Annotated in this window: 20 protein-coding genes; 8 read left to right on the top strand and 12 right to left on the bottom strand. The window is 46.4% G+C overall.

Annotated features, from left to right (window positions below):
- Positions 1–70 precede the first annotated feature (70 nt).
- The 5 genes from EJ063_RS11415 to EJ063_RS11395 form a co-directional block, all read right to left on the bottom strand.
- On the bottom strand, positions 71–832 hold the full coding sequence (locus tag EJ063_RS11415) for a substrate-binding periplasmic protein (protein WP_126574409.1): 762 nt from the start codon (positions 830–832) through the stop codon (positions 71–73).
- A 222-nt stretch (positions 833–1,054) separates the two neighbouring features.
- A complete protein-coding gene (locus tag EJ063_RS11410; RefSeq protein ID WP_126574408.1) occupies positions 1,055–2,452 on the bottom strand; it encodes a PTS fructose transporter subunit IIBC in 1,398 nt (465 codons plus the stop codon).
- A 12-nt stretch (positions 2,453–2,464) separates the two neighbouring features.
- Positions 2,465–2,905, bottom strand: coding sequence for a PTS sugar transporter subunit IIA (locus tag EJ063_RS11405; protein ID WP_126574407.1), 441 nt, complete (start codon positions 2,903–2,905; stop codon positions 2,465–2,467).
- 251 nt (positions 2,906–3,156) lie between these two features.
- The gene (manA, locus tag EJ063_RS11400; RefSeq protein ID WP_126574406.1) at positions 3,157–4,374 is read right to left on the bottom strand and encodes a mannose-6-phosphate isomerase, class I; all 1,218 of its coding nucleotides are present in this window, start codon (positions 4,372–4,374) and stop codon (positions 3,157–3,159) included.
- 65 nt (positions 4,375–4,439) lie between these two features.
- Positions 4,440–6,344 (bottom strand): PTS fructose transporter subunit IIABC, encoded by a 1,905-nt coding sequence (locus EJ063_RS11395; RefSeq protein ID WP_126574405.1) that lies wholly within the window; start codon positions 6,342–6,344, stop codon positions 4,440–4,442.
- Between the two features lie 394 nt (positions 6,345–6,738).
- Here EJ063_RS11395 and EJ063_RS11390 point away from each other — a divergent pair, with 394 nt between their 5' ends.
- Positions 6,739–7,578, top strand: a complete 840-nt coding sequence (locus EJ063_RS11390; protein ID WP_126574404.1) for a helix-turn-helix transcriptional regulator — start codon at positions 6,739–6,741, stop codon at positions 7,576–7,578.
- A gap of 37 nt (positions 7,579–7,615) precedes the next feature.
- Here the strand turns inward: EJ063_RS11390 and EJ063_RS11385 are convergent, their stop codons facing one another.
- The gene (locus EJ063_RS11385; RefSeq protein WP_126574403.1) at positions 7,616–8,392 is read right to left on the bottom strand and encodes a PTS sugar transporter subunit IIA; all 777 of its coding nucleotides are present in this window, start codon (positions 8,390–8,392) and stop codon (positions 7,616–7,618) included.
- A gap of 26 nt (positions 8,393–8,418) precedes the next feature.
- Positions 8,419–8,718: a PTS fructose transporter subunit IIB gene (locus tag EJ063_RS11380; protein WP_126574402.1), complete on the bottom strand. Its 300-nt coding sequence runs from the start codon at positions 8,716–8,718 to the stop codon at positions 8,419–8,421.
- Positions 8,719–8,920: 202 nt separating this feature from the next.
- Between EJ063_RS11380 and EJ063_RS11375 the strand changes: the two genes are divergently transcribed.
- Positions 8,921–10,786 (top strand): fructose-specific PTS transporter subunit EIIC, encoded by a 1,866-nt coding sequence (locus EJ063_RS11375; RefSeq protein WP_126574401.1) that lies wholly within the window; start codon positions 8,921–8,923, stop codon positions 10,784–10,786.
- A gap of 102 nt (positions 10,787–10,888) precedes the next feature.
- Here EJ063_RS11375 and EJ063_RS11370 read toward each other — a convergent pair whose 3' ends face one another.
- From EJ063_RS11370 to EJ063_RS11350, 5 genes are read right to left on the bottom strand one after another with little or no spacing between them, the layout of a single operon-like run.
- Positions 10,889–11,287 carry a PPC domain-containing DNA-binding protein gene (locus EJ063_RS11370; RefSeq protein WP_126574400.1) on the bottom strand — a complete coding sequence of 133 codons (399 nt, stop codon included), beginning with the start codon at positions 11,285–11,287 and terminating at the stop codon, positions 10,889–10,891.
- Between the two features lie 17 nt (positions 11,288–11,304).
- The gene (locus EJ063_RS11365) at positions 11,305–11,619 is read right to left on the bottom strand and encodes a DUF1496 domain-containing protein (RefSeq protein ID WP_126574399.1); all 315 of its coding nucleotides are present in this window, start codon (positions 11,617–11,619) and stop codon (positions 11,305–11,307) included.
- A 10-nt stretch (positions 11,620–11,629) separates the two neighbouring features.
- Positions 11,630–12,526, bottom strand: coding sequence for a 1-aminocyclopropane-1-carboxylate deaminase/D-cysteine desulfhydrase (locus EJ063_RS11360; RefSeq protein ID WP_126574398.1), 897 nt, complete (start codon positions 12,524–12,526; stop codon positions 11,630–11,632).
- A gap of 59 nt (positions 12,527–12,585) precedes the next feature.
- The gene (locus EJ063_RS11355) at positions 12,586–13,857 is read right to left on the bottom strand and encodes a sensor histidine kinase (protein WP_126574541.1); all 1,272 of its coding nucleotides are present in this window, start codon (positions 13,855–13,857) and stop codon (positions 12,586–12,588) included.
- Positions 13,857–14,531 (bottom strand): response regulator transcription factor, encoded by a 675-nt coding sequence (locus EJ063_RS11350; RefSeq protein WP_126574397.1) that lies wholly within the window; start codon positions 14,529–14,531, stop codon positions 13,857–13,859. Before EJ063_RS11350 ends, EJ063_RS11355 begins: the two co-directional genes overlap by 1 nt.
- Positions 14,532–14,686: 155 nt before the next feature.
- Between EJ063_RS11350 and EJ063_RS11345 the strand changes: the two genes are divergently transcribed.
- The 6 genes from EJ063_RS11345 to fabV all read left to right on the top strand — a co-directional run bounded on the left by EJ063_RS11345 (position 14,687) and on the right by fabV (position 22,242).
- A complete protein-coding gene (locus EJ063_RS11345) occupies positions 14,687–15,691 on the top strand; it encodes a glycosyltransferase family 2 protein (RefSeq protein ID WP_126574396.1) in 1,005 nt (334 codons plus the stop codon).
- Positions 15,688–17,106, top strand: coding sequence for an ArnT family glycosyltransferase (locus EJ063_RS11340; RefSeq protein ID WP_126574395.1), 1,419 nt, complete (start codon positions 15,688–15,690; stop codon positions 17,104–17,106). Before EJ063_RS11345 ends, EJ063_RS11340 begins: the two co-directional genes overlap by 4 nt.
- Entirely contained in the window at positions 17,103–17,504 is a 402-nt protein-coding gene (locus EJ063_RS11335) for a GtrA family protein (protein WP_244225182.1), read from the top strand. The genes EJ063_RS11340 and EJ063_RS11335 overlap by 4 nt, the downstream gene beginning before the upstream one ends.
- 342 nt (positions 17,505–17,846) lie before the next feature.
- Positions 17,847–18,473, top strand: coding sequence for a TetR family transcriptional repressor PsrA (gene psrA / locus EJ063_RS11330; protein ID WP_126574394.1), 627 nt, complete (start codon positions 17,847–17,849; stop codon positions 18,471–18,473).
- Between the two features lie 70 nt (positions 18,474–18,543).
- Entirely contained in the window at positions 18,544–20,835 is a 2,292-nt protein-coding gene (locus tag EJ063_RS11325) for an acyl-CoA dehydrogenase (protein WP_126574393.1), read from the top strand.
- 204 nt (positions 20,836–21,039) lie between these two features.
- Positions 21,040–22,242, top strand: coding sequence for an enoyl-ACP reductase FabV (gene fabV, locus EJ063_RS11320; RefSeq protein ID WP_126574392.1), 1,203 nt, complete (start codon positions 21,040–21,042; stop codon positions 22,240–22,242).
- Positions 22,243–22,277 lie beyond the last annotated feature (35 nt).

Below are 22,277 nucleotides of genomic sequence, written 5' to 3'. Positions count from 1 at the left end.
TTTTTCCCTAGCAACAAGTGTGAACTATTACTTGATGGTAATCGCTGAATGTAAAGCTAACTATAAAACTTTACTTGATATAGCTATCTACAATGTGCTGCAGTGTGCCGTCTTTCTTAGCGTGATCGATCAGCTGATTAATTTGAGGGACAAGGCCAGCGCAAGGGGATAAACGAGAAATACCGAAGTAGACATCCGTGGTAGAAACAGGATAGGGCAGCGCAACAATCTTATGTTGGAGGTTATGTTGCTTAAGATACATTGAGGCGTCTAAATAGTCCTGAATAAAGTAATCGACTCGCTTCGCCAGCAACATTTTTATACTGTGTTCTTTACTTTTTCCTCTAAAGATATCCAATTGGTTTTGATTGGCAAAAGAATCGAACTCATCACCAAAGCTTGCACCGAGAGAAGCCATTCCGGTGAGGTGCTTCAAATCCTCAAAGGACTCAAACTTGAACTCATCTCCTTTGAGCACAAACAAGCGCGACTCATTGGTAAAATAGGCTGCTGAGTACTGATAATAGGAGGCGCGCTCTTCTGTCCAATATAACGCGTTAACAAGATCTGTCTTACCTACTCTAGTCTTTGCGAGAGTGCGCTTCCAGGGTGTTTTTAAATCGATTTTAACTGGGATACCGAGCTCGCTACCGATGAAGGTAATAAAATCATTGGCAATCCCAGTAGGTTGATTCGTCTCAGGATGCATATACGTAATAGGTAACCACTTATCGGCTCCTCCAACTTTAAGCATTTCACAATCTTGCGAATAGACACTGTGGGTAAAAAGTACGAATGAAACAGCATGAAATACAGCAGCTTTTCTCTTCATACACTTCCCCTGTCTCGCCTGTTAGTTCTACGGATTATAGTAGAGATGGGCGCTAGAGGTTGAATTCAAGAGATTGTAAAGTGGCTGAAGAGCTGCGCAAAACCTTGGTCTATTTATCTCAAATAGTCGGTAAATTTAAGGGTTGCAGTGAAAGAATAAATAACGCCACCTTGAGCGATGGCGTTTTTGTTTAGGGGGAGGTTTCGACTAAATTTATTGAGACTAACTGTTGATGAGCTCAGCCGCTTTCTTCATTGCTTCTTTGGTTGAACACTCAACCACGTTCGCGTTAGTAAAGCGCTGTGCATCTTTCACTTGAATGTCGTGAGCCAAGATAACCAGTTTAGCGTTAGCTACATCTAGGTCGGTAATGCGGTTCTGAATGCCGTTTTGACCTTGCGTTTCTACCTTAATCTTAATGCCTGCTGCTGCGCCTGCTTTCTCTAGCGCTTTCGCTGCCATGAATGTGTGCGCTACGCCTGATGGGCAACATGTAACTGCAACAACGTCGTACTCGCCTTCGCCTGCTGCTGGAGCCGCTTGAGCTTGTACAGGTGCTGCTGGTTCGATTTCTTCTTCTGACTCTTCAGCGACTGGTTTCCAGAAGCCTACGATAAGTGCAGTCGTTAGCGAGCCTAGCGCAATACCCACCACGTACATTGGGATGTTGCTTGATACAGGCGCTGTGATTAGGCCGCCCCATGGTGCATGTAGTAGTACGTCAGTCAGGAAGCCGAACACACAGCCCACGATACCACCTGCTACGATTGAAGGAAGCACGCGCATTGGGTCGTTCGCTGCAAAAGGAATCGCACCTTCAGAGATACCGATAGAACCCATGATAGCGGCTGCTTTACCTGCTTCTTGTTCTTGCTTAGTGAACTTCTTCTTGAATAGGAAGGTCGCTAGCGCCATACCTAGAGGAGGCGTACAGATAGCGATGCCCACACCGCCCATTAACCATGGTTGAGTGTCTACTTGAGTTTGAGCAAATAGGGTTGCTACTTTGTTGATAGGGCCGCCCATATCGAACGCCGTCATACCACCAAGAATCGCACCTAGTACTACTTTAGATGCGCCAGCCATTGAAGCTAGGAACTCGTTCATAGACGCCATGAACAGTTTGATTGGCTCACCGATACCCCAAAGAACGATACCAGCAGAAACCAGCGTACCGATAAGCGGGTAGATGAAGTAAGCGCCCAGTGCCGTCATGTTAGCTGAAAGTGGGATCTTCTTAAGTTGGAATACCACGCCACCGGCAATGAAGCCAGCCACGATACAGCCTAAGAAGCCGCCGCCCATATCCGCCATGATGCCAGAAGAGATCATCGCTGGTGCAAGCGCTGGTTTATCAGCGATAGAGTAGCCAATGAAGCCGCCAAGGATGATAGGGAATAGCACTAGGCCTTTAATACCGATATTGGAAATATCCGCCAGTAAGCCGTCAGCCGGAACCGCACCTTTACCTGATGCCATTACCGCCAATGCCAGAAGTACACCACCCGCAACAATAAATGGAAGCATATGAGAAGTACCGAATAAAAGGTGTCCTTTCATGGTGCTGAGTAGTTTTTTAAAATCGCTATTGTTAGTAGCTTGAGCTGTTAGGGTACTCATAATTACTACGCCTTATGAATTGATTAAAATATTAAGGATTTGTTGTTCGTCTTTCGCGTTTTGGATCTCTTCAATAAACTCTTCGCTGAATTTTCCGAACAGTTCTTGAAGGACATAAATATGGTGATCGGCGCCGTTATCTGGTGAGGCGATCATAAAAAATAGAGTGGGTTTGATACCGTCTTCATCGCCGTATTCGATGCCTTCACGCTTAACGCCAACGGCGATAGCAGGGTTGGTTACGGCTTGGCTTTTCGCATGTGGGTAAGCAATGCCATCCATAGAGGTAATGCTTAAGGATTCACGCGTTTCAATATCATCTAAGAATGCGGATTTATTATTAATGCACTGGTTGTCTAGCAGCATTTGAGCAAGCTCTTCAAACACTTCTTTTTTATTATTTGCTTGAAGGTTGCCAGTAATTAAATTGACGTTTGTTAGTTCAGTAATCATCTATTTTTGACTCATCAGTGCTTATGCAATGGAGTCAATTTAATCCTTGCCGCTAAACTCGGAAATAGTAAAAAAAATCCAACTACTAGACTTTTGTATCCGCTAATTTTAAGTGTGATAAACGTCATTTTTAACTTGTGCGGATGCTCACAAAATAAATTTAAATCAACAGCTTAGATAGAAATAAAAAAGCCCTGCATAAGCAGGGCATTGTGTTAGTGCTGACCTTGGGGGAAGGCAGGAGCACGTTGTTAACTGTATGCGCGAGCGACTCGACCGGTGCAGTCAATGGTGTACTGCTGAGCGAAAGCTGGAATAAACACCGATTGGCCTTTTTCGATGATGCACTGCTCGCCACAAATGTGGGTGAGGGTCATCGCTTCATCGAGTGGCAGCAGTATTTCTGCGCCTTGCGTGTCAATCTCTCGCTGCTCGGAGTGTTCAATAATGGCGAATTTAAAATCTTCGACCGGAATAGGGTATTCCAACATGCCATTATCCTTAGTCGGCTCTAACAGCAAGCTATCAATACGCTTTTCATTAAAACGAGTGCAAGAGACCAGCTCTTTCACATCCATATATTTTGGCGTGAGTCCGGCGCGAAGTACGTTGTCAGAGTTTGCCATGATCTCAAGCCCTGTGCCTTTGATATACGCGTGAGGCGTTTCGGCATCTAAGTACATCGCTTGGCCGGGTTTTAAGGCGATCACGTTAAGGATCAATGGAGCAAACAAGCCCACATCGCCCGGGTATTGCTCTTCTAGCTCAGTAATCAGGTTAAACAGTGGCGTCGGTGACAGCTTGGCTTTCATGATCAGCATCATCATCGCCATTTCTTTCTGTTCACCTTGCAGTGATAGTAATCCAGCGAAAAAGCTCGCTAGGCCATTGGGGGTTTGATCGCCCGATAAGTCGTTCACAAGCGAGTTAAGTTCAGGAATATCTAGGTAGTTGAAATGAGCAAGGATCTCGCTAATCGGCCTAAAGCCATTCATCGCCGTATACTCGGTTAACGCGTAGACCAGCTCTGGCTTATGGTTGGCATCCTTGTAGTTGCGGTTACTCGCAGAGAGCGGAATACCTTGCTGCTCTTCGTGTTCAAAACCAAGTTCGGCTTGTTGTTTGTTTGGGTGTACTTGGATAGAGAGTGCTTTTTCAGCGGCGAGTACTTTAAACAGGTACGGCAGCTCACCAAAGCGGCTAGCAATCTTGTCACTTAAGAACAGGCTAAGATTTTGGCTGATTAGGTTGGAGAGTTTAGTTTGCTCAGCGCCTGTATCGACCATTGAGCAACCATTTGGGTGAGCGCCCATCCAGATCTCGGCTTGTGGTTCACCTGCGCTGTTCGCAGTACCAAACAATTGAGTAAACGAAGATGGGCTGCCCCATGCGTAGTTTTGAATCACGTTGGTCATCGGGTAAAAAACGCGCTCAAGCAGCGATTCAGTATTGATAGTTAGTTCAGACATCGACATCACCATAAAGAGAAAAGTGGCTTGGACGCGTTGCCCAAGCCAATATCAGTAGAGAAGGATTAAGCCGCAGCGGCTGTGTATTTCGCTTTACGAAGGTTCTTTAAGGTGATGCAAGTCAGTGCGGTTACACCTGCACCTGCCGCCATACAAACAAGGGCTAGCAGTGGGTAGTTCATTGCGCCAAGTAGAGCAACAACTGGACCACCGTGAGCAACGCTATTGGTAATGCCGAATGAGAACGCCATAACCGCTGCAACCATAGAGCCCAGTACGTTGGCAGGGATCACTGACATAGGGTCTTGCGCAGCAAATGGAATCGCACCTTCAGAGATACCAACTAGGCCCATTGCGCCTGCGGCTTTACCTGCTTCAATTTCAGAAGACTCGAACAGGTCAAACTTGCGACCAAGTACCGTAGCCAAAGCCATACCCAGTGGAGCAACAGGGATTGCACATGCCATTGCACCCATAAATTGAGTTTGGCCGCTAGCAATCATGCCGACAGAGAATAGGAACGCGACCTTGTTAAATGGACCGCCCATATCAAAGCCAGCCATGCCACCAAGTACGATACCAAGTAGAACCACGTTACCTGTGCTCATGCTGGTTAGCATTGCGGTTAGGCCGTCCATTAGGCTTGCGATAGGCGCGCCGATGACAAAGATGAACAGACCAGCGATAAACAGAGAACCAGTGATTGGCGCGATCATGATTGGCACAAGTGGTTGAATAAACTTGTGGTAGTTGATTGAAGTGATCCACTTAACGAAGTAACCCACTAACAGACCAGCGATGATGGCGCCGATAAAGCCTGTACCTGCGTCAGCGCCATAAAAAGAGCCGTTGTTGGCAATCCAGCCACCGATTAGACCTGGAGTCAGAGCAGGGCGGTCAGCAATCGCATAGGCAATGTAACCGGCAAGAATTGGGATCATCAGGGTAAAGGCAACCACACCCACTTCTAAGATTTGGTTCCAAAGACTGCCATAAGGAATCGCCATGCCCGCTTCAGTTGGTTCACCACCAACCGCTAGAGCAAGGGCGATAAGTAGACCACCCGTCACTACGAATGGAATCATGTGTGATACGCCATTCATTAAGTAACGGTAAAGATCAGAACGTGCTTGAGAGGCTTTCTCTGTGACTGATTGTGGTGCGCTGGTGGTTTCTGCTTGGTAGGCCGGAGCATTCAGCGCTTGTGTAATCAAACCTTCTGCATCGCGAATCGGCGCTTTTACGTTGGTTTTAATCATTCGTTTACCGGCAAAGCGTGCCATATCAACTTGTTTATCACAGGCGACAACAATCGCATCAGCGCGAGCAATCTCTTCTTCTGTTGGGCTGTTCTTCACACCGATAGATCCGTTGGTTTCGACCTTAACGTCGTAACCCATGGCGTGTGCGCCTTTCTCAAGTGCTTCAGCTGCAAGGTAGGTGTGGGCAACGCCAGCAGGGCAACCAGTCACACCGACGATGAAGCCTTTAGTGTTTTCTAAAGGTTGCGTCTCTTCTGCTTGAGGTTTTTGTAGTAGCAACTCAAGCGCTTGAGCTGGAGAAGTCGCGTTGATAAAGCTTTCCACAAAGCCATCTTCAATCAGTTTAGAAGAGAGTTCTGCGAGCACTTCGATGTGGTGGTTATCACCGCCATCAGGAGAGGCGATCATAAAAAACAGTTTTGATGGCTGGCCGTCATCGGCACCGTATTCGATGCCTGCTTTGTGAATACCAATCACGACTGCAGGTTCAATTACCGCGGTACTTTTTGCGTGTGGGATGGCAATGCCATCTTCAAAGCCAGTGTTTCCTTCTGCTTCGCGCTTTTGGATATCTGCTAAAAAATCTGCCTTATTAGAAATTCGACCTTGTTGGTGCAGAACCTCAATCAGCTCTTCAAATACCTCTTGTTTGGAGGTGGCTTGCAGCTCAAGCTTAATTAAATTTTCGTTGATCAATTTGGTGATCATAGTGGACCCCTAATGCGTTTCTTGTTTTGTTAGGGATATTCTGAAATCTATCAGCAAGGCTCTGTAGTGAAGAAAAAATGCATTTACTGGAGGATTGTTGCGTCAGTTTTAGAGTGTGATTTTGATCGGTTGTAGGGCGCTTATTGGCTTGGTGTTGACAAAGTAGAGTCGCTTTTCATCCCTTTATCTATATGGGTTACGTCGGTTTTTCATGTTGGTTTTATGCGGTGTTTATGTGAATTTCTAACTGGAGTTTTATTGCTATGGCTGGATTTTTGTAACCTAGATCTCGAATTGTGATTTTGCTCAATAGCGCTATGTTTCACTAAGGAGTATATCTAGACCATTAGCACTGCAATGTGCGGATTTAGCTTGTAGTTAGAGATGATTCAACATGGTATTTCATGACCTAATCTCGTCGGTACTGAATGAACGAGAGCCTTTTCATAACATCTGGTTTGCCGGGGACTTTCATACCCCTCCGGCGTTTAGCTATCAGGTTAACTTTCCGCGTTTAGAACTTGTGCTGGATGGGGAATACGTCAATGAAATGGAAACCCATGAACGCAAAGTGACCAGTATTGTTGCCAAAGCGGGCGATGCGATCTTTGTCCCGCCTAACTGCTGGAATAAACCAGACTGGGATACCGACTGCTCGGTGCTGAGTATGTTGTTTGGGCGTAGGCAGCTAGGGCTAAGCTTGGTCAGTAAACGCAAAGGGGAAGCGAGCTTTTACGATATTCAAAAGCACAGTATTCAAACCCGTTCTGGCTTTGCCATCGATAATATTTTAGAGGCGCTGAGCGCATTGGCGAGAGAAAGCAATAAGAAGCCAATGGATGAGCTATTGCTGCAAGCGTTACTGCAATACAGCAAAACCATGCTTGATGCACCAGTCGAGAAGTCGCAAAGTCGTGTTCAGGATCTTTATCAGGGTATTTGTATCTACATTCAAGAGAACTTCCATCGCCAGATCACCCGTGACAGCATCGCGACTCGCTTTAGTATCTCTTCTAATCATCTTTCTCGACTATTTCGCCAGCAAGGGCATATGACGCTGGCCGATTACATTACCTGGGTACGTATTGATCGCGCTAAGTTCATGCTCAAAAAATACAACTTTAAGCTCAATGAAGTGTCGATGCGTTGTGGCTTTAAAGACGTCAACTACTTCTGTCGAGTGTTTAAAAGTCGCACCGGAAGAACGCCAACCGAATATCGTGGATCGGCTTAAAGATTAGATAGGAAAAATTAGATAAAAAATTCGAAGGTTAAGACAATAACTGAGACATGGAGTACATCAGCAGCGCTTGTAGATCAACGCTGCTTCGAGTGAGTTTAAGTCTTTCAGGCAGCTGTTCGCAAAGTAGATTTCGGGTGAGGTTAGTGGCAGCGATGATCTGCTCGCGAGTCGGTTTGGCAGGCATCACCAGTGCTATAGCAAGATGTACATCACCCATTTGTGAGGCCCAATCAATTGGAGTGTCACTGGCAATCACCGCAATGGCAATATGGTCGATATTATCAAACATCACATGAGGCAGGGCGATACCCGGAGTGACGCATGTGGAAGAGCGCTCTTCACGTTTAATAAACGCGAGCAGCAGTTCGTCAGGATGGCCGGGATGAATCAGTTGTGCTAACCCTTTTAAGTACTCAAATTTGGTCAACTCGGTGTGGGCCTTAGCATAGTGCCACTTGGTATCACTTGCCGGACACAGCTGAGGCAGGCGTTCAGAAAGCTGGCTGGAAAACTCATAATTAATCTGCGAGCCAATCAGGGTGTAATGGTCGGCAATCACATCTTTGAGGACAAAACAGGCCAGCTCTGCATCCATACCAACTGCCGTGATTTGGCACAGATCACCTTGAACCAAACCCACTTGCAGCATTGCCACCGCCTTAGTTAAGTCAGCGCTACGATTGCGAGTGATGTTAATGATCTTAATCGTACTTTTGAACTTCTTGGCTAAGCGACGCAGTGGCTGGGCGATATGAGCATTTGATTCGCTGCTTTCGACTAAAAAGGTGATTTGATATTCGTTCATAGTTAACGGCTTACGGCAGAGAGTCGTTAACGGCAGTGCAGTAGGAACACTTTATCAACATTGACTAAAACGTCTTCAATAGAAACACGAATCGCGTTACAGCCTTCAAAGCGCGCAGCTTGGTCAATATCAATGTCAGACACAATCAGCACTCTGTCTGCTTGTGCAATATCTTGCGGTGAGAGCAGGTTTTCGATGCCCATTGCACCTTGCGTTTCGACTTTGATTTGGACCTTATATTTGGGCGCGGCTTTGATAAGAGCATCGGCTGCCATATAGGTATGTGCAATGCCTGTTGGGCAGGCGGTGACAGCGACTATTTTCACGGTGTTTCTCGGCTTGTTATTTTTTCGGATATTAGCACAGCATAAAACGCTGGTTTTGATTTGGCACCATGATTCGACAGACGCATATCACAGTTTGGTGTGAGTGTTACAATAATCCAGTTAATGGTGTTTTCGTCCTATATCTAACACTATGGGCGGTGGTTAATCTATGTTCGAGCGTGAACATTGCAAGGTAAGTACAATGGACATTACTAATCTAATTGAGCCCGAGACGATTTGTTTGGATCTTCAGGCCACCACCAAAGCTGACGCGCTCAAAGAGTTAGTTGAGTTGCTCGATGCGGCAGGAAAATTAGCCGATAAAGAGCAGTTTTTATCCGATTTATGGAAACGTGAAGAGATCGGTAACACCGGCTTTGAAGATGGTGTCGCTATTCCACATGCGAAAAGTGATGCGGTCACAGAGCCTGCGGTCGCGGTGGGCATTAGCCGAACCGGTATTGATTACGGCGCTGAAGATGGTGAACTGTCGGATGTGTTCTTCATGCTCGCGTCACCCGATGGTGGCGATCATCACCATATCGAAGTGCTGGCACAGCTTTCAACCAAACTCATCGAAGAAGAATTCATTAGTCAGTTAAAAGCGGCGCAAAGTGTTGAGCAAGCGCGAGAACTTTTGACCGATATCCAACAGCCAAGTCATGAGTTTTGGGATGAGGAGCCGTTGCCTTTGCCAGAACCATTAAGTCCGTGGAAGGTTCGTTTAGCCCACATCAAAGAACACTTATTGTTTGGCACCTCGCATATGATCCCTTTTATCGTTGCTGGTGGGGTGTTGTTGTCCCTTTCTGTGATGATTTCTGGTCATGGCGCAGTCCCAGAAAGCGGCGTATTGGCTGATATTGCTAAAATGGGTATTGCAGGTTTAACCCTATTTACCGCAGTGCTTGGTGGCTATATCGCTTATTCGATTGCCGATAAGCCGGGACTCGCGCCGGGCATGATTGGTTCTTGGGTCGCAGTTGACCAATACCATACCGGATTTTTAGGTGCGATCGTGGTCGGCTTTTTTGCGGGCTTTGTAGTACGCATGCTGAAGAAGATTCGCCTGCCAGACAGCATGACCTCACTCGGTTCCATTTTTATCTATCCACTGGTCGGTACCTTTGCCACTTGCGGTTTGGTGATGTGGTTAATTGGATCGCCAATATCAGCCGCTATGGCAGGGCTCAATGATTGGCTCACTGGTATGGCGGGTGCGAGCAAAGTGATGCTTGGTACGGTATTAGGCGCAATGACAGCGTTTGATATGGGCGGCCCAGTAAATAAAGTCGCGACCTTATTTGCTCAAACCCAAGTTAATACCCAGCCATGGCTAATGGGCGGGGTTGGGATCGCGATTTGTACGCCGCCACTCGGATTAGCATTGGCGACTTTCTTATCACCGAAGAAATTCAAACGTGATGAGCGTGAAGCAGGTAAAGCGGCTGGCATTATGGGCATGATTGGTATCAGTGAAGGGGCGATCCCATTTGCAGCGGCCGATCCGGCGCGGGTATTACCTGCGATTGTGCTTGGCGGTATTGTCGGCAACGTGATTGGCTTTACGTTCCATGTGATTAACCATGCGCCATGGGGCGGCTGGATAGTGCTTCCTGTCGTCGATGGCAAACTCGGTTATATCGTCGGTACACTAGCGGGGGCATTAACTACGGCATTGATTGTTATTCTGCTTAAGAAAAACGTTCTTGATGAGGAAGAGGAGGCCGCGCTGGCCCGAGCTTATCACGCTATGGATGGTGGGGGAGAAGCGGAGATATTAGCCGTGACATCTTGTCCGTCTGGCGTGGCACATACCTTCTTAGCGGCTAAGTCGTTAGAGAAAGCAGCGTATACCATGGGTATCAAAATCAAGGTCGAGACCCAAGGGGCTAACGGCATCAACAATCGCATTACAGAAAAGGACATTAAGAACGCGAAAATGGTGATTTTGGCGCATGACGTGGCAATCAAAGAACCCGAACGATTCAAAGGAATGAAGACAGTAGAAGTTCCAACTCGTGATGCCATATTAAACGCGCGCGCCTTAATTTACAGAAGCCGCTAGCGCTGACAGATAATACAGCACCCTTAAGGTAAATAGTCCCCCTGACTATTATGCTCTTTGCTCCGCTAATTTGGCGGAGCTTTTTTGTTGATAAGTCTCGGGCTATTTATTGGTGACAACCAACTCGGTGAAGCCGGTGTTCTCATCGAACTCGCGAGCAAAACTCATATTGTGGTAACTATGGATTATCAGTTCTGCCGTGGTATCAATTAGGCATCCTTCTAGCAAGTGCCCACCAATTACCTCACCATTTCGCTTGGCAACGGAAAGATGAATATGTTGGTGATCTGGAGTGAGCGTCCCCATAATAGACACAATCTCAAGTGGCTCATTCAGCTCTAAGGTTTGGGTCGCCCCTGCTAAACGAATATTGAATTGAGTAAAGCAGCCAACGCACGAAGCAATAGTGCCTGCTTGAATGTTGTGCTCGTCCACAAGGTGTTGAATTGCGAGTTTTAGGTCGTCACCTTTAACAAGGCGTACTGCGATAGGTGTTATCAAAATAGGCCTCGTATAGATCAGTTAACAGAGTAGCGCTTTCCAGCTTTTGGTGTTTGTTCTATTTCTTCTTGAGCAGGAACTGCTTCTGAGCCGAGCTGTACCCATTTTAGGGCACCATTGGTTTCAAAATCATTGGCTTCTTTACACACCATATAGTGCTCACCCACTTGAAGAATCGCACCGTCAGAATAGGCTTGGTCTTGGTAATAGCAGACTCTTTTGGCGCTCTCTGAAGCATTTATCCCAATCACTGGCTTTGCTGGAGTGGTGATGATGTTTGCTAAACAAGGCACGCTAAAAAGAGATAGGGTCAAGAGTAGTAGTCGTATCATCGTGTTGCTCCTAAATCACGCCATATTTTCGTTCATAGCGCGGTAACATGCTTTCATTGCCCAGAATCCCGCCTTGGTGAACGTAGATAATCGATTTGTCGGAATTTTGTTTATACCATGATTGTAGACACTGCCACATCATCGGGTCATACAGTAGGTCAAACTCAATATCCGTTTGCTGAAGTAATTGATGCCAGATTTGATAGTCTTGCGGGTAGAGCTTACCGAAATGGTGTTTTGTCTCGAGTTCTAAAACCGTCGGGAAATCAGACTCGCCAAGTTCCTTAAATTGCTCAATCAGATACTCACTGCCACCAACACATGGGCAAGTGAGCACTTCGATGCCATGAGGTTTAAGATATTTGTGTAGGTAAAGCGCGGTGGTGCCAGTGCCTGCAGGAAGTGCGACAACAAAATTATGTTCAGGCTCGAACCGGCTCCAAGAAAGGATCTCACTGGCCAGTTGGCTGATGCCTTGTTTTGATAGAGAGCTTCTACCTCCTTCTGGCAATACCAAACAGTTTGAATCGGGCTGACGCTGTTGTTCGATATAGTCGCGAGGATGTAACCCGGTGTCAGCAACAGGAATCACTCTTGCACCCAGCTCTAACGCGCCGCGGAAATTACCTAGGGGTTTGTCGATCAACCAAGCAGGAATGCGGTCGACATAGAACTCCAGTTGCCAACCTTTAATCGCCGCTAAGGCTGACAGTGAATAGAGTGTATTGGCTTGCGCACTGCCGTAGCTGATAAGGGTTGTCACTTCCGGATAATCTTGCTCTAACACCGCCATAAACTTACGGGCTTTGTTGCCACTAAAATGACTGTGAAGTTGGTCATCCCTCTTCAAGAAAAACGGAATATCATAAAACTGGTGTTGGGTAATGGGCGTGTCGGCTAGTTTCATTGAGCAATAGGATAAGAGCAAAACGGACGATCAGTTTACCTGATTGCCGTCCGTTCGTATCAAGATGGATCAAATTTAATGCTTGCCGTACAACCTCGTTGTGGATGATTTGAGAGCTTGAATTCCCAACCATATCGCTGGCATAAGTCATCGACAATCAGCAGCCCCAAACCGTGGCCATCTTCATTTGGGGTGTCACTTAAGCCTGCACCATCATCAGTAATAGAAAGCTCGGTCTTATCAAGGCAAACACTGATCTGCCCATGTTCGGTGGCAGCAATCGCATTACGTAGCAGGTTACCCAGTACCATGCTAATGACGGCTTCTGTTGCACGAGTGCTCGGTGAGCCATTACAGGACAGCTGAATATCAAGCTTTTTACTCATGGCTTGCGCGGAATTGGCCTCGATAATGGCGGTGATCTCTTTCTCTAAGATCTCACGCTGAGGCGCATCGTCTATGTTGCGCTCATAGCGCACTATAGAGAGTAGTGCATCGACCATGGTGGCCATTTCTCGGCTTGCATCTTGGATTCGATGGATCTGGCGTTCTTGAAATGAGGTTAACTCAGAACGGGTTAATAATGTGTTCGCCCCTTTGATGACTGTTAGTGGGGTACGCAGCTCGTGGCTGGCATAGCGGGCAAAAGCTTGCTCGCGTTTTAAGGTCAGATTAAGCTCGCTACGGTATTGGTTAAGTCGTGCCGTAAGGAGCTGAAATTCTTGTGCCGATTGAGGGTGAATCGAAAAGGCTTTTTCGACATCAATGAACTCTTGGTCTAATTGTGTTGTGATGTCATTCAGTGGTTCAATCAGTCGGATGGAAAGGCGATACAATATGGTACCAAAGGTAAACATCAACCCAGCAACAAACAGAACCACAATCACGCCAGAGTAAATCAGCTCATCGACACCAAACTCGACCCGATCAATCAATGTCAGCAAGACAATGGGTTTAGCCTCACCATCTTGTGTGTATTGGCCTTTAAATACCATGTGTGACAAGGGGTTAAAGTCTTCACCGACTTCGCCGAGGTACTGCTGTTTATCTTCTAAGTATTGCTGATAATCATCAGGCACTAAACTCATGTCGTTATAGGCTGCGGTGAGCTCATCGATTTGAATCATGCCGTTTGCGCCATTAAGGAACTGAGCCACAGCCGCGTCTCGATCAATGAGGATGCGTCTTTCGCCGACACGATCTTCTGACCATTGCAGAGCCAAGTAGAAAATCAGAAAACTGACCAGTCCGACAACGATCGAAACCGCGGTGAAAAATATCGCAAGATGACCCGTCAGCGTTTTAGTGTTAGAGAAACTACGGTCGAGCATCATATCGCCTCTAAGCGGAAGCCAATTTTAGGGATCGTGGTCAGCATCGGTTTAGCGAAGGGTTTATCGAGTTGGTTTCTTAGTTGGTAGATATGGCTGCGAAGGACGTCATTATTCGGTTCACTTTCTTGCCACAGTTTTTCTGACAGTTCCTGACGAGTGACAATTTCTGGTGCTTTCTGACACAGCATTTCTAAGATGGTGTAAGTGGTTGGGTTGAGAGCAAGTAGCTTATCTTCGCGGTAAGCTTGACGCGTTTTTTGATCGATTCTTAAGTGAGAAAACTGCATTACCGTTGAGGCAACTTGGCCACGGTAGCGTTTGATTAATGCTTGAATGCGAGCTTCTAATATTTCGAGATCGAACGGCTTAGTCAGGTAGTCATCTGCACCGTGTTTAAACCCTTTGAGCATATCGTCACGGTTATCGAGCGCAGTCAACATTAATACAGGTGTATTCACTCCGGCCTCGCGAAGCATATTACAAACCGTTAGGCCATCCATTCTAGGTAGCATTAGGTCGAGAAGAATCAGATCAAAGGTGCCTTCTAACGCGAGTTGAAGACCGAGTTCGCCGTTATCGGCATAGTCCAATTCCATTCCTTCACACTCAAAGTAATCAAATAGAATACCGGCGACTTCGCGATTATCTTCAACCAACAGCACTTTATTCATAATTTTCTCTCTTTATTTGTTCTCGTTATGATCTCACACGGGCGTGAAAAAAACGTGAATCACAAGGTTTTCACAACACTATTGATAAATTTGATGTCAGTAGGCGATGGAGGGCTCCATCGCATTGATCAAATTCAAATAGTTAGGGGGGCTACATGGGTATTGTCACTTCAGTTCCAAGACAGACAAAATCCGCAGTGACGCTGAGCGTGATTGTGCCTTATTACAACGAACAAGAAGTGTTACCTGAGCTTCATTCTCGCTTAACAGCCGTACTTGAACAGCTGCCTGAAACCAGTGAAATCATTTATGTCGATGATGGTAGCACAGACCATAGTTTACAGCTTGTGAATCGCTTCACGTCTAGTCAATCGTCGATTCAAAGTGTGGCCTTAAGCCGTAATTTTGGCAAAGAATCGGCGATGAGCGCTGGGCTAGAGCAAAGTTCGGGCCTTGCGGTGATCCTGATTGATGCCGATTTACAAGATCCACCAGAGCTCATCCCAGACATGCTGGCCAAATGGCGAGAAGGGTACGATGTGGTCAATATGCAAAGAGCAGAAAGGCTAGGCGAAACCTGGTTTAAGCGTCAGTCAGCGGCGGCGTTTTATCGCTTACTTAATTCGATGGTGAAATCAGATATCCCTGAGAACGTCGGTGACTTTCGTCTGCTGGCGAGAGAAGTGGTGGATCACATCAATCGCCTGCCAGAGCGTAACCGTTATATGAAAGGCATTTTTGCTTGGCCGGGATTTCGTCAAGCAACGATTCAATTTCAGCGCGATGCTCGTTTTTGCGGTGAAACCAAATGGAACTATTTCAAACTGATTGGACTTGCGGTAGACGGCATCACTTCTTTCTCTATCCGACCACTACGTATTGCGACCGTTCTTGGTGGGCTGATTGCGTTCGCCGCCTTTGTCTATGGTGTCATCATTGTCTCTAAGACCTTGATGTTTGGCGACCCTGTCACAGGCTACCCATCAATGATGGTCGTGCAATTGGCATTAGGTGGAATCCAGCTACTGAGTATTGGTGTTTTGGGTGAGTATATCGGGCGCATTTTTATCGAAACCAAGCAAAGACCGCTTTATCTCATTCAATCAATTAATGAAAAACAACCTCAACAAAAACTGCAAGCTGTGGAGACAAGAGCGTGAGTTTAAACAAAGTCCATTTATGGGTGATTCTGGGCGCAGCCCTAATGATTCGACTACTGAGTTTGGGTGCCTACCCGCTAATGGATACCACCGAAGCAAGATATGGCGAAATGGCGCGTTTGATGATTGAAACGGGCAACTGGATCACACCACAATTTGATTATGGTGTGCCATTTTGGGGTAAGCCACCGCTGTTCACTTGGATGAGTGCTGCGGGAATTGAACTGTTTGGATTGAACGAGTTTGCGGTGCGTGCGCCTCATTGGCTAGCAGGACTTGCCGTAATCGGAATAATGGCTCTATTTGCACGTCGGCTCGGTTACAGCGCGTTGGTGACATCTTTAGTGCTAGCAACGTGTGGTATCTTCTCAATCGCGGCAGGCGCGGTGATGACTGATATGGCTCTGACCTTAGGCATGACGATGGCCATGGTCGGGTTCTATTTATGCTGGCTTAGCTATGAGCAGGGTGAGGGCAGTAAGCGTTGGGGTTATATCGGCTTTATTGGCTTAGCCATTGGGTTGCTGGCTAAAGGGCCGTTAGTGATTGTGTTGATGGGACTCGCTGTGTTTCCTTGGTTGGTGATTCAGCACGGAATTATCGGTTCGTTCAAAGTTCTTTGGCAACGCTTCCCTATTGTGACTGGCTTTCTATTGATGTTGATAATCGCGCTACCTTGGTACGTGATGGCAGAGCAAGCGACACCGGGCTTTATTGATTACTTTATTGTCGGCGAGCACTTCAAGCGTTTCTTAGTTAGCGGTTGGGAAGGGGACTTATATGGCAGCGCCCATGATGAAGTTCGTGGAACAATTTGGTTGTTCTGGCTTTATTCCGCAGCGCCTTGGTCAATCGTGTTACCAATTTTACTTTGGATGAAACGCAAAGCCTTCGGTTCAACGATCATCGCTAACAACGGTGTGTTCAGTTTCCTAATCTTATGGATGGTAGCGCCGCTTATTCTGTTTACGTTTTCGGGCAATATTCTTCCCGCTTACGTACTGCCAGGTGTGCCTGCTATTGGCCTGCTTATCTCGATCTTGATGTCGGACACCAAACAAGATGCGAAATGGCTTAAAGTCGTGGCGAGTATTTTGCCAGCGTTATTGATCATTGCGGTGGCTTACATTCATTTGGGCACTGGCGATAAAAAAAGTGACAAGGTGATTTTTTCGATGGCGGACCCAAACGTTGAGACCTTCTACATCGGGCATCGACCATTTTCGGGCCAGTTTTATAGCCAAGGGAAAGCGAAGAAGTTATCCGATGAATCGGTATTGGATAGCGTTGAACCTCTCCAGCTGATCGGCAAACCCCATGACGTTGATGATCTGGTGAAAAAACATTCACTGAATTGTATTGTTGAGTTCACGGCGAAAAGTAAGCGTGCTCTCTACCGCTGTAACAACACATGATCTCTCATCGACTGATTAAATTTGCGATAGTAGGAGGTGTCGGCTTTATTGCCGATGCCTCGACTTTCTTTGTGAGCCACTATCTTTTTCAGCTGCATATCTTCTCCGCGAGAGTCATTGCGTTTTTCATCGCTGCAACGGTCACTTGGCTTGGGAACCGCCTGTTCACGTTCAACAATAAGGATGTTGGAATCACAGCTCAATGGTTCAAGTTCATGCTGGGCGCCTGTGTTTCTGCCATACCCAATTTTATGGTTTTCAAGTCAATCTTGTTCATGGTTGGAGACGAGGGCATCGCACCGATGATGGCTTTGGTTGTAGGCATCCTAGCGGGCATGGTCAGTAACTATTTAATTAGCTCGTTTTGGGTGTTTAGACCAAAAAAATCGACAGAGTAGAATAAAAAAAGCCCAGAGCAATCAGGCTCTGGGCGGATACAAATAAACATAGGAGTTAATAAGAAAAAGCAGCGTTAAATGAGTAGCTTCAGTAAGAAAACAAGTTTGACGGCCTGTAAACTTTTGGGTTGTCCAAACCCTGAATACTCTGCTAACTACACTTAGTAAGACTCACCGTTTTCCATTCAGTTCCCACTAATTTCAAAAAAATTAAATTTTTCTTCAACTCAACAAGTTACCTCACCTGGTCAGACCAATCTCCAAAAGTGTGATGTTAACAACTTGTTGCTCTCGTGTTTCGAATGTATATTTTCAAACAGTTGTTTAATACGAGTGATTGAAATGCCAGTGAGAAACTCCACCAAAGAGAAAATTCTTGATGTTGCAGAAGCGTTGTTCGCTGAGCATGGCTTCAAAGATACTTCCTTACGCACCATTACCAGTAAGGCTGGGGTTAACCTTGCGTCTGTGAATTACCACTTTGGTGATAAGAAAACATTGGTGCGAGCAGTGCTGAACCGCTATCTAGAGGCATTCATGCCAGCGGTGCAAGATGCACTGATCAACCTAAATTTGAATGAGCGTTATGAAATGGCCGATGTGTTCGAATCACTACGAGCGCCGCTTCGTAACTTAAACGACGTAAGACCTAATGGCACCAGTCGATTCATGCTACTGATCGGCCGTGGTTACACCGATGTTCAAGGTCATTTGCGTTGGTTTATCACTACTCGTTACTCAGAAGTACTGTCTCTGTTCACTGAGTCGGTGATGAAAGCGAACCCTAAGCTGACTCAAGAAGAGCTGTTTTGGCGTTTGCACTTCACCCTTGGAACGTGCGTATTCACCATGGCATCAAGCCAGGCTCTATTAGAAATAGCCGAAAATGATTACGGAAAATCGATGGATGCCAAATCCGTGGTTGACCAACTGATTCCATTTTTAGCTGCAGGCGTCGCAGCGGAATAAAACTTAAAAACTGTACCGATAATAATATAAGAATATTGGACCACCAAATAGCGAACAAAAGGATCTGATTATGGGCTCTCTACGAAGAAAATGGATAAGCGACCCAGCTTTCAAAATGTTTAAGAAAGTACTGCCACCTCTTTCAAGCACTGAAAAAGAAGCAATGGAAGCGGGTAGTGTATGGTGGGATGGAGAGCTGTTCTCAGGTCGTCCTGACTTCACTAAGCTACACCAATATCCAACGCCTTCATTGTCTGCGGAAGAGCAAGCGTTCATGGACAATGAACTGGAAACCCTGCTCGATATGCTAGACGATCACAAGATTGTCAAAGAAGACCGTGACTTGCCACATGAGGTATGGCAATTCCTACGTAAAGAGCGTTTCTTCTCTTTGATCATTTCTAAAGAATACGGCGGTCGTCAGTTCTCGTCACTGGCGAACTCGACCATCGTAACTAAAATTGCGACTCGCAGTATCAGTGCGGCGGTATCGGTAATGGTACCTAACTCATTAGGTCCGGGTGAGCTTCTGTCTCACTACGGTACGCAAGAACAAAAAGACTACTGGCTGCCTCGCTTAGCAGATGGCACAGACATCCCATGTTTTGCATTAACTGGCCCAGAAGCGGGTTCAGATGCGGGTGGTATTCCAGATGAAGGTATCGTTTGTTACGGCGAACACGAAGGCAAAGAAGTGCTGGGTATCCGACTTAACTGGAACAAACGTTACATCACGCTAGCGCCAGTAGCGACAGTGCTTGGTCTGGCATTCAAGATGTACGATCCAGATGGGTTAATGGGTGACAAGAAAGAGCTAGGCATTACTTGTGCGCTTATCCCTGCAGACCATAAAGGTGTCGAGATTGGTGAGCGCCATGATCCACTAGGTCTAGCATTTATGAATGGCCCTACACGCGGTAACGATGTATTCATTCCGATGGAGTGGCTAATTGGTGGTCAAGAGTACGCAGGTAAAGGCTGGCGCATGCTGGTGGAATGTCTGTCGGCAGGTCGTGGTATTTCCCTTCCAGCACTTGGCACGGCCATGGGTCACCTGACTGCACGTACTACCGGCGCGTACGCTTATGTTCGTAAGCAGTTTGGTATGTCGATTGGTAAATTTGAAGGTGTCGCAGAGTCACTTGGGCGTATCGGCGGTTTAACTTACCTATTGGAAGCGACGCGAACGCTAACCACAACCTCTCTCGATCTCAAAGAAAAGCCGGGCATTGTTACTGCGATCGCTAAGTACCACATGACTGAGATGGCACGTACCATTCTTAATGATTCGATGGATATTCACTCTGGTCGTGCTATTCAAGATGGCCCAATGAACTATCTGGCAGCACCATATCTTGGTATTCCTGTGGCAATCACAGTAGAAGGTGCGAACATTCTGACTCGTAACTTGATGATCTTTGGTCAAGGTGCAACACGTTGTCACCCGTACGTACTGAAAGAGATGGAAGCGGCCGCGAACCCAGATGAAAAGCAAGGTGCTAAAGAGTTCGATGACTTGCTGTTCAAACATATCAAACATGCGATGGGTAATACTTTTGGCGCGTTTGGTGCGGCGTTAACAGGTTCTCGCTTTATTAAAGCAGACATGTCGGGACCAACTCAAGGTTACTACAAAGACATGACTCGTTTGAGCCGAGCGCTAGCAGTGAGTGCTGATATCGCGATGGCAACATTGGGTGGTGATCTCAAACGTAAAGAGATGATCTCAGCACGCTTAGGTGATGTGCTTGCTTACCTATACATGGCGTCAGCGGCGTTGAAGAAGTATGAAGACGAAGGTCGTCAGCAACAAGATCTAGACTACGTTCATTACGCGGTTCAGCACTGTTTGCACAATGGCGCGAAGTCGCTACAAGAAGCATTCAGCAACTATCCGCAAAAAGCGGTAGGCCGTTTACTGAAAGTGATCATCTTCCCGCTGGGTAATCACTTTGCGAAACCAAGTGACGACTTAACGGTTAAATTGGCAGAAAGCTTAATGACTCCGGGAGCACATCGCGATCGCTTAACGAATCTCTGCTTCGTTGGTAAAGATGAGAACGACAGTGTTGGCTTGATGGAAAATGCATTCCTAGCGATGTACGACATTAAGAGCCTAGAACGTAAAATGATGCGCGCGGCAAAAGAGGGCAAAGTAGCACGTAAAGGTCTACTGAAAGATCGTCTAGCTCAAGCACTTGAAGCGAACGTTCTGACCCAAGAAGAAGTGGATCAGATTGTAGCGGCTGACAAGTTACGTTACAAAGCGATTCAAGTTGACCACTTTAGCCATGATTTCAGCGAAGTTCGCACTCAAGAAACGCAAAAGAAGTCAGCAGCAAAGCTTGATAGCGTCGCTTAAAGTCGACTAAGTCGTTCGGCTCTGAGTAAAATTTGTTCTATTACTCAATAAGGCGTCCAATTGGACGCCTTTCTTTCGTCTGCAAGAGAACAATTGGTTTAAAGTGCTCCAACCACTTGCATTTTGGCGACATTTTTACAGAAATTAGATGCGATCTTACGTCGAAACTTTTATTCTAGCGGGGTTATTTAAAGGAAGTTGAATATGATCATCAAACCTAGAATTCGTGGATTTATCTGTACTACAACGCACCCAGTGGGTTGTGAAGCTAACGTAAAAGAACAAATTGCTTACACAAAAGCACAAGGCCCAATCAAAGATGCACCTAAGCGTGTACTTGTTGTGGGTGCATCAAGTGGCTACGGTCTATCTTCTCGTATCGCTGCGGCATTTGGTGGCGGCGCTTCAACTATTGGTGTTTTCTTCGAAAAAGAAGGCACAGAGAAAAAACCAGGCACAGCAGGTTACTACAACTCTGTAGCGTTTGAAAAACTTGCTCGTGAAGAAGGTTTGTACGCGAAAAGCCTAAACGGCGACGCGTTCTCAAACGAAGCAAAAGAAAAGACAATCGAGCTGATCAAAGAAGACTTAGGTCAGATCGACATGGTGGTTTACTCACTGGCTTCTCCAGTACGTAAAATGCCAGAAACAGGTGAGCTGATCCGTTCATCTCTAAAACCAATTGGTGAGACTTACACAGCAACTGCGGTAGACACCAACAAAGATGTGATCATCGAAGCAAGTGTTGAACCTGCAACGGAAGAAGAGATCAAAGATACTGTTACTGTAATGGGCGGTGAAGATTGGGAACTTTGGATCAACGCGCTATCTGACGCTGGCGTTCTAGCTGAAGGCTGTAAGACAGTAGCATACAGCTACATCGGTACCGAGCTGACTTGGCCAATCTACTGGGATGGCGCACTAGGTAAAGCGAAGATGGACCTAGACCGTGCAGCAACGGCTCTTAACGAGAAACTTGCGACAACTGGCGGCACAGCCAACGTTGCTGTTCTTAAGTCAGTAGTGACTCAAGCAAGTTCTGCAATTCCTGTAATGCCACTGTACATTGCAATGGTATTTAAGAAGATGCGTGAAGAAGGCGTTCATGAAGGTTGTATGGAACAGATTTACCGTATGTTCAGCCAGCGTCTATACAAAGAAGACGGCTCAGCGCCTGAAGTAGATGATAAGAATCGTCTACGTCTAGACGATTGGGAACTGCGTGAAGATATTCAGCAACACTGTCGCGATCTATGGCCAGGCATCACGTCTGAAAACCTAAAAGAATTGACTGACTACGTTGAGTACAAAGAAGAGTTCTTGAAGCTATTCGGCTTTGGTGTTGAAGGTGTTGACTACGACGCTGACGTTAACCCAGATTTGAAAGCAGACTTTATCGCTATTTAATTAAGCCGATTAAGAGCTGATTACAAAATCCGGAG

Origin of the sequence: Vibrio aquaticus, from assembly GCF_003970385.1 — a bacterium.
GTDB lineage: Bacteria > Pseudomonadota > Gammaproteobacteria > Enterobacterales > Vibrionaceae > Vibrio > Vibrio aquaticus.
This window is presented reverse-complemented; position numbering and strand designations above follow the sequence as displayed.